The organism is Pseudomonas sp. PDM03, assembly GCF_014852385.1.
In the GTDB taxonomy this organism is placed as follows: Bacteria; Pseudomonadota; Gammaproteobacteria; order Pseudomonadales; family Pseudomonadaceae; genus Aquipseudomonas; species Aquipseudomonas migulae.
This window is the reverse complement of record NZ_JACVBM010000001.1, coordinates 517626-532413: the sequence shown is the minus strand read 5'-3', so window position 1 is coordinate 532413 and position 14788 is coordinate 517626. Positions and strand designations below refer to the sequence as shown.

Below are 14788 nucleotides of genomic sequence, written 5' to 3'. Positions count from 1 at the left end.
TCTCATCAGATGCAGTCAGAAGGGACGGCTAACCCATGCACCGATCCATAACGCTCAGAGCTATCGTTTGTTTGAGTAGCCTGGCCCCGGCCACATTGCTGTACGCAGCACCGGACCCCCAGGTCGAAGCATTAAAACAAGAACTCATGGAGTTGAAACAGCGTTACGAAGCACAACAGAACGCGCTGATGGTACTTGAACAGCGCGTTCGCCAAGTAGAAGAAGCACCTGCGACACCGGCCCCCAAACGCCTGACCAAATCCCCTGCCGAGCCGACTAGGGGTGGCCAGACGGTGGCCTCCGGTGCGCCGGGCACCACGGGCAGTTCATACGGCCAATCGCTCAAAGAAGATGCCGAGCCTGCGCAAAGCGTGTCCAACCTGTATGACGAAGCCAGCGGGTTCTTCGGCGGCGGCAAGTTCAGTGTCGAAACCGGCCTCACCTACACGCACTTCGATACACGCGCGCTGACGCTCAATGGTTTTCTGGCACTGGACTCGATTTTCCTCGGCAACATCAACCTCGACCGCATCAAGGCCGACAACTGGACACTGGACCTGACCGCCCGCTACAACGTGGCGCAACGCTGGCAGTTCGACATTAACGTCCCCGTGGTGTATCGCGAGTCGACGTATTCCTCCGGTGGCGCCGGTGGCGCTGGCCCCGTGACGTCGGACGCAACCGTCACCCGCGACCCGACCATCGGTGATGTGAACGTTGGCGTTGCTTACAAGTTTCTGGATGAGTCGGTCAGTCTGCCAGACGCGGTCTTTACACTGCGCGTCAAGGCACCGACCGGCAAGGACCCTTACGGCATCAAACTGGTCGAAGACCCGAACAACGACAACCTCGCGGTCCCCGAGGACTTGCCTACCGGCAATGGTGTCTGGTCGATCACCCCTGGTATCTCGCTGGTCAAGACCTTCGACCCGGCCGTGCTGTTCGGCACCCTGGCCTACACCTACAACATGGAGGACTCTTTCAGCGACATCAGCCCTCAGGTCGGCTCCAAGGTGAAAGGGGACGTGAAACTGGGCGATTCCTGGCAAGTCGGCGCCGGCATTGCATTCGCCTTGAACGAGAAGATGAGTATGTCGTTCTCGTTCACCGATCAGTTCGCCCGCAAGAGCAAGATCAAGCCCGACGGCGGCGATTGGCAATCAATTTCCAACAGCGATTACAACGCGGCCAACTTCAACATTGGCATGACCCTGGCAGCCACCGACAACCTGACGATCGTCCCCAACCTGGCCATCGGCCTGACCGACGACGCGCCAGACTTTTCCTTCAGCCTGAAATTCCCGTACTACTTCTAACCGCTACACCTGAATGAAAAAGGCCCGCTGCGAGGTTCATCGCAGCGGGCCTTTTCGTTTAGCCCCGCCCTAACGGATCTGGTGTTTGTGCAGCAGCCGGTAGAAGGTTGGCCGCGACACGCCCAGCACTCGGGCGGCGACACTCAGGTTGTCGCTGTGACGGTTCAATACATCGCACAACGCTTGGCGTTCGGCGCGAGTCTTGTAGTCTTCGAGGGTGCCCATCGGTGCGGCGATTGTGTGCTGACTGATCAGCCCGAGGTCTCGCGCCTCGATCTGCCGCCCTTCCGCCAGAACCAGCCCGCGACGTACACGGTTGGCCAGCTCCCGCACGTTGCCCGGCCAGTCGTGCTTGCCCATGGCGATCAGTGCGTCCTCGCTGAAACTGCGCGGACGGCGGCCGGTTTCATGACTGTAGAAATGGGAAAAATGGTTGGCCAGCATCGACAGGTCGCCATGCCGCTCACGCAGCGGTGCGGTGGCCACTTGCAGCACGTTGAGGCGGTAATACAAATCCTCGCGGAAGCGTTTCTTCTCGATGGCCGCTTCAAGGTCGACGTGGGTCGCCGCCAACACCCGCACATCGACCGGAATCGGCTGGCTGCCGCCCACGCGTTCGATGTGTTTTTCCTGGAGAAAACGCAGCAGGTTGGCTTGTAGCTCCAGCGGCAAGTCACCGATCTCATCGAGAAACAGAGTGCCGCCATTGGCCGCTTCGATCCGCCCGACCTTGCGCTGATGGGCGCCGGTAAAGGCACCTTTCTCGTGGCCGAACAATTCGGACTGGATCAGGTGTTCGGGAATTGCGCCGCAATTGATCGCGACAAAGGGTTTGCTGTGGCGCTGGGATTGCCGATGGAGCGTGCGGGCGACCAGTTCTTTACCGGTCCCGCTCTCGCCGCGAATCAACACCGGAGATTCGGTTGGCGCCAGTTTGCTCAGCAGTTTGCGCAGTTCGCGAATCGGTTTGCTGTCACCAAGCAGCTCGTGTTCCGGCTGATCGATGTGAACCGTGCCTTGACCACGCAAACGCGCCATACCGAACGCCCGACCCAGCGTCACCTGAACCCGGGAGACATCGAACGGCAAGGTGTGGAAATCGAAAAACCATTCGCAGACGAAGTCCCCGACGTTTTGCAGCCGCAGGACTTCCTGATTGAGCACGGCGATCCATTCGGTGCCACTGCGGCTGATCAGTTCCTTGACCGCATCGGGGTGTTCCAGATGAAAAGGCTGGAGCCGCAACAGGCCGACGTCGCAGGTTCGGTCAGCGGCATTTTCCAGCGTACAGCTATCAACATCCCAACCTACAGAACGCAGACCTGGCAGCAGGCGATGACAGTCGTCGCAAGGGTCCACTACTAACAGACGTCGTAACGCAGGCGCTTCGATCATGACTGTTCCTTGACGCCAAATTTTATGAAATTTTATTAAAAACAATCATTTGGCGGATCTGGCTGTAACACTAGCAAGAATTTGACACTGTCTTGTATCGATTGACTATAGGAAGTGCGCGCAAGCAGTTATAAGAAGCAACTTTATTAGTTACCTAACGACTCGAACCTTTCAGCCAGCTTTCAAAAGCCGTCGAAACCTTGAGCCGATGAAAGAAAGTTGAAAATTCTTTTAATTGTATGTGACCCACCCACCGGTTGCGGGCATCAGTACAAGTAACCAGCCGAACGGTAAGCCCAACCGACGGCACATCACTTGATTGGGCATACAGAGAGAAAAACCCATGACCGCCCCGCTCCGTATCAACGAAGCTCTTTTGATTGCCAACCGCGCATTCCAGCCATTTCAATGCGTGGCCTGGGCCCCACAAGACGGCAACGGCGAACTCAGCCTGACCGTCATCGACCGTACCAACACCTGCATTCGCAAGCAGATCCCAAGCAGTGCCTATACCGACCAGGCACAACTGGAACATGTTCTGGAAGAAGCCCGTAAAGAGCTGAGCCAGGAAGGTTACACGCTGCAGTCGTGGTCGATGCCGCACTAATCTTTTTGCGGATTACTTATCGGTAATCCGCACCCTCCTCCATGATCGTTAGTTTGCCGGCCTTGCCAGCAGACAACACGCGCAACATTTATTTGTACCTGAACGCGGCCAAATACTTGGCAGGCTTGTCAGTGGGTCGAAAAGACACTGTTCTGGCACAAAACGACCCTCCGTCTGTTAGTTATTACAGTTGTGCAACCAATCATTCAGGGATTGAATGTTTCTACTATAAGTCGCCCCCCCCAACTCCTGGATCAAGACGACTCGCAAGGAGATGCGTGCATGTCAACCCAGACCGCTGTGGTCCTGCCTGCGACGCTGAGCGCCGCCGGGGAGCTCGACAAAACCTTTGCCAGCGCCGGAAAAACCCAGGTGTATTTCGCCGGCAGCACGTCGAGCATGGCCACCGGCGTCGCGATTGATTCACAAGGCCGGCTGCTCGTCGCGGCCAAGGTCGGGACCCCGGGCGGCAGTCGCTTCGGTCTGGCCCGCCTGCTTGCGGATGGCTCGGCGGATCTGGCGTTCGGCAAACAAGGCAGTGTCATCAGCCAGTTCGAACCCGGCTTCGAAGCCATGGGTGGCAAAGTGCTGATCCGGCCCGACGGGTGCATTCTGTTGGCCGGCCTGCACTATGAAAATGCGCACCAGACACTGCCTGCCCTCGCCTTGTTCGATCAGCAAGGCAAACCGGTCCCCGACTTTGGCGACAACGGACGCCGAGTCGTACGCCTGCCGGGCGATCTTTCCCGGGGCGTGCGGGATGCCTGGCTTCCCCCCGGCGTACCGGGCGCCGAAGCCTGTGATGTGTGCGTGCAGGAAGACGGCCGGATGGTCCTGCTGGCCAATCATCATTTTGAACTGGCCGATCACGTCGGCCTGCTGGTGCGACTAAACCCCGACGGTTCGCTGGACAACACCTTCAACGGTCGTGGCTTCGTCCTGGTCAGGCACCTGCTGATGAACACCTGGCTCAGCAGCCTGCTGGTGCAACGCGACGGACGGATTCTGGTGGGCGGCTCGATCAACTTCCCTGAAGAAGGCCTGCTTGCGCGTTATCTAAGCGACGGCAGCCTGGATGACCGTTTCGCCGTGGATGGCTTCATGAGTTTCTTGGCACAAGGGCGTCACGCTCAGGTCAGCCACGTCGTCCAGCAGACCAACGGCGACCTGCACTGTTTTGGCAGCAGCCGCGACCCGATGCATTGCATGGCCTTGAAAGTACACAGCAACGGTCGCCCGGACATCCATTGCAACAGTGGCCAGCCGCATTTGCTGGGAATCGGCCACAGTGGCTGCCAGTGGACCGCCGCCCACGCCCTTGCAGACGGGCGAGTGCTGACCGTTGGCGCGACCATCGGTGGTGTCGAAGCCGACTTCATCCTGGCCCGGCATCGTCCTGACGGACAACTCGACGAGCTGTTCGGCAAAGGCATCGGCTGGGTCCGTACCCGCCTGGGTCGCAGCCTGGATACGGCAACGTCGCTGGCCGTGCAGGACGATGGCAACATTGTCGTAGGCGGCTATTCGCTGGATGGCAACTACCGGGCAATCGTCGCACGCTATCTGGGATAGGCCTGCCGAACTTTCCTGCGCTTGATCTTCCGTACCGCTTGCGGCAAGTTGCGCGCTTCTTAATACAAGGAGCAGCCGATGTCCGGCTCAATGGCCCAGGCGTTCGCGCATAATTTTCTCGGGCACTCACCTCGCTGGTACAAGGCCAGTATTGTCGGTTTCCTGATTCTCAACGCCCTGGTGCTGTGGACCGTAGGTCCGGTAGCGGCCGGTTGGCTGCTGGTGCTGGAATTCATCTTCACCCTGGCCATGGCGCTCAAGTGCTATCCCCTGATGCCGGGCGGCTTGCTGCTGGTCGAAGCGCTGTTGCTGAAGATGACCACGCCTCAGGCGCTGTATGACGAACTGCTGCACAACTTCCCGGTGATTCTGCTGCTGATGTTCATGGTGGCCGGCATCTACTTCATGAAAGACCTGCTGCTGTTTCTGTTTTCGCGCCTGCTGCTCGGCGTTCGCTCTAAAGCCATGCTGGCATTGATGTTCTGCTTTCTTTCGGCGTTCCTCTCGGCTTTTCTCGATGCCTTGACCGTGACCGCCGTGATCATCAGTGCCGCCGTGGGGTTTTACTCGGTGTATCACCGTGTCGCGTCGGGTAACGATCCGCGCCAGGACAGCGAATTCAACGATGACCAGCAGCTGCCAACGCTGCACCACGGGGACCTCGAGCAGTTCCGCGCCTTCCTGCGCAGCTTGCTGATGCACGGCGCCGTGGGCACTGCACTGGGTGGCGTTTGTACGCTGGTCGGCGAGCCGCAGAACCTGCTGATCGGCCACGAAATGGGTTGGCACTTCTCTGAGTTCTTCCTGAAAGTCGCCCCGGTTTCCATGCCGGTGCTGGTGGCGGGCCTGGTGACCTGCGTGCTGCTGGAGAAAATGCGCTGGTTCGGTTACGGCACGCTCCTGCCAGACAACGTGCGCGCGGTACTGGCCAATTACGCCGCCGAAGACAACGCCCAACGCACCTCACACCAACGCGCTGCGCTGATCGTTCAGGGGCTGGCGGCGCTGATATTGATTGCCGCCCTGGCGTTCCATATTGCCGAAGTCGGTTTGATCGGCTTGATGGTGATCGTGCTGATTACCGCATTCACGGGCATCACTGACGAGCACCGCATCGGCAACGCCTTCAAGGACGCCATGCCGTTCACGGCGCTGCTGGTGGTGTTTTTCGCGGTGGTGGCGGTGATTCACGACCAGCAGTTGTTCACGCCGCTGATCCAGTGGGTGCTGGCACTGCCGGCGAACCAGCAACCGGGCATGCTGTTTATTGCCAACGGTTTGCTATCGGCGATCAGCGACAATGTGTTCGTCGCGACCATTTACATCACCGAAGTGAAACAGGCGTTCATCTCCGGCCACATGAGCCGTGAGCATTTCGAGACACTGGCGATTGCGATCAACACCGGCACCAACCTGCCGAGCGTGGCGACGCCGAATGGCCAGGCAGCGTTTCTGTTTCTGCTGACGTCGGCGATTGCCCCGCTGATTCGCCTGTCGTACGGGCGGATGGTGTGGATGGCGTTGCCGTATACCGTTGTGATGGGTGTTCTTGGGTGGTATGCCGTGAGTTTCTGGCTTTGAGTCGGCAGGTTTGACGCCTTCGCGGGCAAGCCTCGCTCCTACAAACTAGCGGTGAATCTGTAGGAGCGAGCGGTGCGGCGATCCGACTTGCCCGCGAAGAACGATGACGCGGTTTAACCTGCGTTGATGATGTACCGCTCGATCGCCTGCGCCGCGCCGTCTTCGGTATTGGCCCCGGTCACTACGTCGGCCTGACGCTTCACCGCCTCCTCCGCCTGACCCATGGCAATCGACAATCCGGCGCGATGAAACATCGCCGGGTCATTGCCGCCATCGCCCATGGCGGCGGTCTGCCCGAGCGGTACACCGAGGAACTCCGCCAATGTCGCCAGCGCGTCCCCCTTGTTTGCCTGCATCGCGGTCACGTCGAGGTACACCGGCTGCGAGCGTGACACCTGCGCCTGGCCCTCGACCCTGGGCAGCAACTGCGCCTCCAGCTCAATCAACAACTGCGTGTTGTTGCTCGCCGCGACGATCTTGTCGATGTACTCCAGATAGGGCTCGAAACTCTCCACCACCACCGGCGGATACCCCAGGCCATGCTGTTCCCGTGGCACCATGGGGCCATTCGAGTCTTTCACCAGCCAGTCGCCGCCGCTGAACACCCACACCTCGATGTCCGGCAGATCGGCAAACTGCGTCAACGTGGTCAGCGCGGCGGTTGCCGGCAAATAATGCGCGACCAGCAAACTGCCGTCGGGGTTTACGATGGTGCCGCCATTGAACGCCGCCGTCGGCAGATCGACACCCAAGGCTTCGATCTGCTGCAGCATGGCTTTCGGCGGCCGGCCGGTGGCCAGGCTGAACAGCACGCCCGACTCACGCAACGAACGGACCGCTTCGATGGTGCGCTGACTGAGGCTGTGATCGGGCAGCAACAAGGTGCCGTCCATGTCACTGAGCAAAAAGCGGATGGGTTGTTGCGGTTCGTCACTCATCCGAGGCCATGCCAGACGCGGCCATCGCGAGTCAGCAGGTCTTCTGCCGACGCCGGCCCGTCTTCGCCCGCCGCGTAAGTCTGCACGCTCGCATCCTGCTGCCAGGCATCGAGGAACGGTTGCACGGCACGCCAGCCGTTCTCGATGTTGTCGGCGCGCTGGAACAGCGTCTGATCGCCGGTCAGGCAATCGTAGATCAGGGTTTCGTAGCCGGTGGACGGCTGCATTTCGAAGAAATCCTTATAGGCAAAACCCAGTTCGATATTGGCCATTTTCAACGCCGGGCCGGGGCGCTTGGCCAACAGGTCGAACCACATGCCTTCGTTGGGTTGAATCTGGATCCGCAGATAGGTCGGTTGCAGCTCATCGACCTCGGTATCGCGGAACTGCGCGTAAGGCGCCGGTTTGAAGCAGATGACAATCTCGGTGTCGCGCACACTCATGCGCTTGCCGGTGCGCAGGTAAAACGGCACGCCGACCCAGCGCCAGTTGTCGATCATGACTTTGAGCGCGACATAGGTTTCGGTCGTGCTATCGGGCGCTACGTTGGTTTCCTGGCGATAACCCGCCAACGGCTTGCCGTCGACTTCGCCGGCGGCGTATTGGCCGCGCACCGAGTTGGCCCGTGCCTCTTCGGTGGACCAGGGACGGATCGCCCCCACTACTTTGGCCTTCTCGCCGCGAACCGCATCGGCGCCAAAGGCAGCCGGCGGTTCCATGGCTACCATCGCCAATAGCTGGAACAGGTGATTGGGCACCATGTCCCGCAGGGCGCCGGTGTGTTCATAAAAACTGCCACGGGTTTCCACGCCGACGGTTTCCGCGGCGGTGATCTGTACGTGGTCGATGTAATGGTTGTTCCAGAACGCTTCGAACAGGCTGTTGGAGAACCGGCTGATCAGAATGTTCTGCACGGTTTCCTTGCCCAGATAGTGATCGATCCGGTAGATCTGGTTTTCCGTCATGACCTTGAGCAAGCATGCGTTCAAGGCTTCGGCAGTGAGCAGGTCGGAGCCGAACGGTTTTTCGATGACTACCCTTCTGAACGCTTGCGGCGTCTCTTGCAGCAAACCGGCAGCGCCGAGACGACGCACCACTTCGCTGAAGAAACGAGGCGCGGTGGCCAGGTAGAACACCGCGTTGCCGGTGCCGCTGGCGGCGATTTTCGCCGCCAGCGCCTGATACGTGCTGTCGTCCAGGAAGTCGCCCTGGACGTAGCTGATGCCCTTGGCCAGTTTGGCCCACAACGCCGGGTCAAGGGCTTGATCGCCCTTGCCGACCTTGCTTGCCACTTCGGCCCGAATGAAGTCTTCGAGCTTCTGGGCAAACGCTTCGTCGGTGATGGCGTTGTGATCAACGCCGATGATCCGCAGTCCATCGCCAAGCAGACCGTCGCGACTCAGGTTGTACAGCGCCGGCATCAGCAAGCGCTTGACCAGGTCACCGTGGGCACCGAACAGGAACAGCGTGGTCGGTGGTGCGGGTTCTGCCTTGGATTTATTGCGGATCAAACGGGTCATTTCTTCGCAGTCTCCACGTGGCCGCCGAAGCCGAAGCGCTGGGCCGAGAGGATCTTGTCGCCAAAGGTGCCTTGGCCGCGCGAGCGATAGCGGGCGAACAGCGAGTTCGACAGCACCGGCACCGGCACCGCTTGTTCCATGGCCGCTTCAATGGTCCATTGACCTTCACCGCTGTCCGCTACGGAACCGGAGAAATTATCGAGCTGCGGATCGGCAGCCAGGGCATCGGCGGTCAGGTCGAGCAGCCACGACGAGACCACGCTGCCACGACGCCAGACTTCGGCGATGTCGCCGACGTTCAGGTTGAAGCGCTGGTCTTCCGGCAGGTTGGTGCTGGCCTTGGTCTTGAGGATGTCGAAGCCTTCGGCGAAGGCCTGCATCATTCCGTATTCGATGCCGTTGTGGATCATCTTCACGAAATGGCCGGAACCTGCGGGACCGGCGTGGATGTAACCGCGTTCGGCGCGATCGTCGTCCGACTTGCGGTCCTTGGTGCGCGGGATGTCACCCATGCCAGGCGCCAGGCTGTCGAACAGTGGATCGAGGCGTTTAACCACTTCGGCTTCGCCACCGATCATCATGCAGTAACCACGCTCCAGACCCCAGACGCCGCCGGAGGTACCGACGTCGATGTAGTGCAGGCCTTTTTCCGAGAGGTTTTTTGCCCGGCGAATGTCGTCCTTATAGAAGGTGTTGCCGCCGTCGATGATGGTATCGCCGGCTTCGAGCAAGGTACTCAGGGTGTCGATGGTGTCTTCGGTCGGTGCGCCTGCCGGCAGCATGACCCAGACCGCTCGTGGTTTGGCCAGGCCGGCGACCAGGGCTGGAAGGTCGGTGACGCCCTTGGCGCCGTCGGCGGCCAGGGTGTCGACGAAGGCGGTATTGCGGTCGTAAACAACGGTGGTATGCCCGTTGAGCATCAGGCGCCGCGCAATATTGCCGCCCATGCGGCCCAGTCCAATAATCCCGAGTTGCATGTGCTGATGCTCCCTACTACAAATAAATGTGTGTCAAAGGTTATAGCCCAACGCGACTAATGAGGGTTAGTCCAGAGCGTTGGCATGAAGTTTCCGGGCATTGTGCCCGATCCTGATTGATAACGTCGGGAATCGTGCCGAAGACACAACGACCACGAAAAATAAAAAAGTTCCCTTCCGGGGCAAAAGAAATCAAAATCAGCGCCGATAGTAAATCAGCACCGATGTCGGGGCGGATTTACAGTTGAGGCAAGCCATTTGCGAGGTGAGCAATGGGCACAGTACAAGCAGCACGGCCAGCACAAACCCTTTACGTCACGATTCGTCGTGATGAATTGCGCCAGTTGAAAGACGAACGCGACCAGCTCAAACAGGAAGTCGAGCAATTGCGCCTGCTTACGCAAGGTATCCAGGCTCAGCCGATGCCTGTCACTTTGCGCGCTCCCCACGCCTGATCCCCTCGCCTGAATCGGAAGCAGCCAATCGCTGTTTCCGATACGCCATCACGATTTACCCGCGCTCAGCAGCTCACAAAACTTTCACACGCCCTTGTTGATACTCCGGTCCTTTATGGCCGCCCGGTATCTGCGCGGCGCCTGTTCGTCGGCGACCTTTCCGTCCCGGCGGTGGAAGTGATTTCTGGCTGGAGCACGCAATGGCTTTGTATGAACGCAGCAATTCGACTGCGGACAAGTTTGATTGGGCAGGGTTTCTCTGGCTGTTTCTGTTCTTCTGGTATTTCTCCGGCATTACCCAACTGCTGATCCAATTGACGGGCACCTCCGGGTTCAGCGGTTTCCGCCAGGCCTTCACCATGAGCGCCATCTGGTTGGCGCCGATGCTGCTGTTTCCCCGCAAGACGCGTGTATTGGCGGCGCTGATCGGCGTGGTGCTCTGGGCCTGTTCCATGGCCAGTCTCGGTTACTTCTTCATCTATCAGCAGGAATTTTCCCAGAGCGTCATCTTCATCATGTTCGAGTCGAACATCTCTGAAGCCGGCGAGTACATGACCCAGTATTTTGCCTGGTGGATGGTGGCGGCATTTGTCGCCCACACGCTGTTTGCCTATTTCCTGTGGACCCGCTTGCGCCCGGTGTACATGCCCCGTGGTCGCGCATTGGTCGCGGCGACCGCCATACTGATGGCCGTGGTGGGTTATCCGCTGGCCAAGCAGACCGTTCACACCGGCAGTTTCGCCAGTGGTTTCGAGAAGTTCGAAACCCGCATCGAACCGGCAGTGCCGTGGCAGATGGCCGTGGCCTATCACCGCTACCTCGACACCCTGGCCGACATGCAGGGCATGCTCGACAGCGCGAGCAAGATTCCACCGCTGCACAATTTCAAGGACTCGATGGCCAATCAGCCCGCCACCCTGGTGTTGGTGATCGGCGAATCCACCAACCGTCAGCGCATGAGTCTCTACGGTTACCCGCGTGAAACCACGCCGGAACTGGACAAGCTCAAGGACCAACTGGCGGTCTTCAATAACGTCATCACCCCACGCCCTTACACCATCGAGGCATTGCAGCAGGTCCTGACGTTCGCCGACGAAGAAAACCCGGAGCTGTACCTGTCGACGCCGTCGCTGGTCAGCATGATGAAACAGGCAGGCTACAAGACTTTCTGGATCACCAACCAGCAAACCATGACCAAGCGCAACACCATGCTCACGACCTTCTCCGAGCAGGCCGACGAGCAGGTGTACCTGAACAACAACCGCAACCAGAACGCCGCCCAGTACGATGGCGACGTGATCGAGCCGTTCAACAAGGCCTTGGCCGACGCGGCGCCACGCAAGTTGATCGTCGTGCATTTGCTCGGCACACACATGAGCTATCAGTACCGCTACCCATCGACCTTCGACAAGTTCAAGGACCGCAACGGCGTTCCGGCTGGCGTGCGTGACGATCAGTTGCCGACCTACAACAGCTACGACAACGCGGTGCTGTACAACGACTTCGTGGTTTCGAGCCTGATCAAGGATTACGCCAAGTCCGATCCTAACGGCTTCCTGCTGTACCTCTCCGACCACGGCGAAGACGTTTTCGACTCTGCCGGTCACAACACGCTGGGTCGCAATGAGGCCAAGCCGACGGCACCGATGTACACCATTCCATTCATGGCCTGGGCCTCGCCGAAATGGCGCGAAAGCCATGACTGGAGCTTTGCCGGTGATCTGGGGCGGCCGTACAGCAGCTCGCACCTGATCCATACCTGGGCCGATCTGGCGGGGCTGAGCTTCGATGAACTGGATCGCAGCAAGAGCGTGGTCAGCGACAGTTTCAAGCCGCGCCCACTGCTGATCGGCAATCCTTATGAGCGCGAGCAGAAAGCGCTGATCGATTTCAGCCTGATCAAACCCAAGGTGAAGCCGACCCCGGCAGTCGCTCAGCAGTAGATCTGTAGGAGCGAAGCTTGCTCCGGGCGGCGTTCCGACGAAGAGGTCGGCAGATTCAACATCTATGCTGGCTGAGCCGACGTCTTCGTCGGAACGCCGCCCGGAGCAAGCTTCGCTCCTACAATTGCCATGGAAGATAATAATTCTCGTTTACAACTAAATACCCCCGCCCTCCTTCGTCTTTGAACAAACGGAATTTTTTCATTGACGACAAGGAGTCGGCCGCGATGTTCGCGCCTATCACCCGTTCCATGACCTTTACCCTTGGGTTTTGCAGTGCCGTACTAAGCCCGGACCTGCTGGCTGAAACCGACCCGGACAAACAACCCTCCGCCCTGGTACTCGGTGCCACCAGCATCACGGCCCAAGGCTTGGGCAGCACCACCGAAAACACCGGGTCGTACACCACCGGCGCCATGAGCACCGCCACCCGCCTGAACCTGTCGATCAAAGAGACGCCGCAATCGGTGTCCGTGATCACGCGCCAGCAAATGGACGACTTCAAACTCGACACGCTCTCCGACGCCATGCGCCAGACCACAGGCGTGGTGGTTCAGCACAACGACTCGGACCGGGTCGTCTATTCCTCCCGCGGCTACACGATCAACAATTTCCAGATCGACGGGATGCTCAACACCTTCAACTACATGAAGTCCGATTCCGACACCATCATCTATGACCGTATCGAAGTCGTGCGCGGGGCAACCGGCCTGACCACGGGCGCAGGCGACCCTTCGGCCACCATCAACATGGTGCGCAAGCGTCCGACGTCGCAGTGGGAAGCCAAAACCGGTGTCAGCGGCGGCAGTTATGACGATTACTACAGTTACGTCGATGTCGGCGGGCCGCTGGCGTTCGACGGACGCTTGCGCGGGCGCAGCGTGCTGGCCTATCGCGACAGTCATTCGGTGCGCGACAAGTATCAGCTGCAAAGGGAAGTCGGCTACGGGATTCTCGAAGCCGATCTGACCGACGATACGCTGCTCGCCGTGGGTTATGACTATCAGGACAAGCAGGTACAGGGCACCTCCTGGGGGACCGTGCCCTACTGGAACGCGGACGGCAGCAAAGCCGGCCTCGGCCGCTCCACCAACATGGCCACCCCCTGGAGTTCCTGGCCGCTGAAAGACAAGACCGCGTTCGCCACGCTGGATCAGCAACTGGGGATGGGCTGGCACCTCAAGGCGGCTTACACCCATCGCGAAAGCGACACCGACGGCAAGATTTACTACGGCGGTGGCGGCTTCCCCGAGGCGGATCGCAGCGGCATGATCGCCAACGTCAGCCACATGATCGGCACGCAAAAAATGAAGGCTTACGACTTCAACGTGTCCGGACCCTATTCCCTGTTCGGGCGTGAGCACGAAATGATGCTCGGGTATGGCGAAGCCGAACGCAGCGACGAAAGCCCACACACCGTCGATGGCGCCCGCCCGAAGGACTACGAAAACGTACCCGACTGGAAGTACATGGGCGGCATCCCCAAATTCCCCGACACCGTCACCAGCCTGCGTGGCTCCAGCGACAACACCCGCCAAAAGGCCGGTTACCTGGCCACTCGCCTGACGTTGACCGACGATCTGCACGCCGTCCTCGGCAGCCGCTATGGCAGCTGGAAAGCATCGAAAACGGCTAACAGTTACACCGACAATCTGCAGTTGAGCGAGTCCGAAGTTACCCGCCAGCAACACAACGACCTATGGACGCCATACGCCGGGCTGCTGTACGACTTGACGCCCGAATACACGGCTTACATCAGCTACACCGATATCTTCAAGCCACAAACCAACCGCGACAGTAGCCGCAAATACCTCGAACCGGTGGTGGGCAGCAACTATGAACTTGGCCTCAAGGGCAGCCTGCTGGAGGAGCGACTGAACCTCGCCACCGCCGTGTTCTGGAGCAAACAGGACAATGTCGCCGAACGCGACGATTCGGTGCCGCCGGACCCGGTTACCGGCGAGGAGTTCTACACCTCCAGCGGTAAGGGCAACAAGGTTCAGGGTTTCGAAGCCGAGCTCTCCGGCGAGGTCATGCCGCACTGGAACATGACCGCCGGCTACACCTACACCCACTCGGTCAATGGCGAAGAAAAACGCACCAATACCAGTCAGCCGCTGAACCTGCTTCGGGTGTCCACTTCGTATCGCCTGCCTGGCGACTGGCAGGCCCTGACCGTGGGCGGTGCAGTGAACTGGCAAAGTGACGTTTACCGCGCCGCCAATCGCCCGGTCGGACGCAACGCCGCTGGCAATGTGATAACTGAACGCACAAACATCCGGCAAGGCGCATACACCGTGGTCAACCTGATGTCACGTTACGAGTTCGACCCGCACCTGTCCGCCTCGCTCAACGTCGATAACCTGTTCGACAAGAAGTATTACGACAACGTCGGTTTCTATAACGGTGTGTATTGGGGTGATCCGCGTACGGTGACACTGAGCCTGGACTGGAAGCTCTAGGCGCAGTTAATTCCCAATCGAC

The 14788-nt window shown here is 59.4% G+C and carries 11 protein-coding genes; 7 read left to right on the top strand and 4 right to left on the bottom strand.

What is annotated here, in order from left to right; translation table 11 throughout:
* Positions 1-35: 35 nt before the first annotated feature.
* Positions 36-1316 carry a hypothetical protein gene (locus IB254_RS02620; protein ID WP_192416283.1) on the top strand — a complete coding sequence of 427 codons (1281 nt, stop codon included), beginning with the start codon at positions 36-38 and terminating at the stop codon, positions 1314-1316.
* Between the two features lie 69 nt (positions 1317-1385).
* Here IB254_RS02620 and IB254_RS02615 read toward each other — a convergent pair whose 3' ends face one another.
* Positions 1386-2711 (bottom strand): sigma-54 dependent transcriptional regulator, encoded by a 1326-nt coding sequence (locus IB254_RS02615; protein WP_192416282.1) that lies wholly within the window; start codon positions 2709-2711, stop codon positions 1386-1388.
* A 343-nt stretch (positions 2712-3054) separates the two neighbouring features.
* On the opposite strand from IB254_RS02615, the gene IB254_RS02610 reads away from it, so the two are divergent.
* The 3 genes from IB254_RS02610 to nhaB all read left to right on the top strand — a co-directional run bounded on the left by IB254_RS02610 (position 3055) and on the right by nhaB (position 6471).
* Positions 3055-3318: a hypothetical protein gene (locus IB254_RS02610; RefSeq protein ID WP_192416281.1), complete on the top strand. Its 264-nt coding sequence runs from the start codon at positions 3055-3057 to the stop codon at positions 3316-3318.
* Between the two features lie 282 nt (positions 3319-3600).
* Entirely contained in the window at positions 3601-4890 is a 1290-nt protein-coding gene (locus IB254_RS02605; protein WP_192416280.1) for a hypothetical protein, read from the top strand.
* A 78-nt stretch (positions 4891-4968) separates the two neighbouring features.
* On the top strand, positions 4969-6471 hold the full coding sequence (gene nhaB, locus IB254_RS02600) for a sodium/proton antiporter NhaB (RefSeq protein WP_192416279.1): 1503 nt from the start codon (positions 4969-4971) through the stop codon (positions 6469-6471).
* Between the two features lie 113 nt (positions 6472-6584).
* On the opposite strand, the gene IB254_RS02595 is transcribed toward nhaB, so the two are convergent.
* Genes IB254_RS02595 through gnd form a run of 3 tightly spaced genes read right to left on the bottom strand, consistent with a single transcriptional unit; the run spans position 6585 to position 9906 of the window.
* Positions 6585-7409 carry an HAD family hydrolase gene (locus tag IB254_RS02595; protein WP_192416278.1) on the bottom strand — a complete coding sequence of 275 codons (825 nt, stop codon included), beginning with the start codon at positions 7407-7409 and terminating at the stop codon, positions 6585-6587.
* Positions 7406-8929, bottom strand: coding sequence for a glucose-6-phosphate dehydrogenase (zwf, locus tag IB254_RS02590; protein ID WP_192416277.1), 1524 nt, complete (start codon positions 8927-8929; stop codon positions 7406-7408). The genes IB254_RS02595 and zwf overlap by 4 nt, the downstream gene beginning before the upstream one ends.
* On the bottom strand, positions 8926-9906 hold the full coding sequence (gene gnd / locus IB254_RS02585) for a phosphogluconate dehydrogenase (NAD(+)-dependent, decarboxylating) (RefSeq protein ID WP_192416276.1): 981 nt from the start codon (positions 9904-9906) through the stop codon (positions 8926-8928). The genes zwf and gnd overlap by 4 nt, the downstream gene beginning before the upstream one ends.
* 272 nt (positions 9907-10178) lie before the next feature.
* Here gnd and IB254_RS02580 point away from each other — a divergent pair, with 272 nt between their 5' ends.
* The 3 genes from IB254_RS02580 to IB254_RS02570 all read left to right on the top strand — a co-directional run bounded on the left by IB254_RS02580 (position 10179) and on the right by IB254_RS02570 (position 14766).
* On the top strand, positions 10179-10361 hold the full coding sequence (locus IB254_RS02580) for a DUF6026 family protein (protein ID WP_008029917.1): 183 nt from the start codon (positions 10179-10181) through the stop codon (positions 10359-10361).
* Between the two features lie 200 nt (positions 10362-10561).
* Positions 10562-12304, top strand: a complete 1743-nt coding sequence (locus IB254_RS02575; protein WP_192416275.1) for a phosphoethanolamine transferase CptA — start codon at positions 10562-10564, stop codon at positions 12302-12304.
* A gap of 227 nt (positions 12305-12531) precedes the next feature.
* A complete protein-coding gene (locus IB254_RS02570; protein ID WP_192416274.1) occupies positions 12532-14766 on the top strand; it encodes a TonB-dependent siderophore receptor in 2235 nt (744 codons plus the stop codon).
* Positions 14767-14788: the final 22 nt, after the last annotated feature.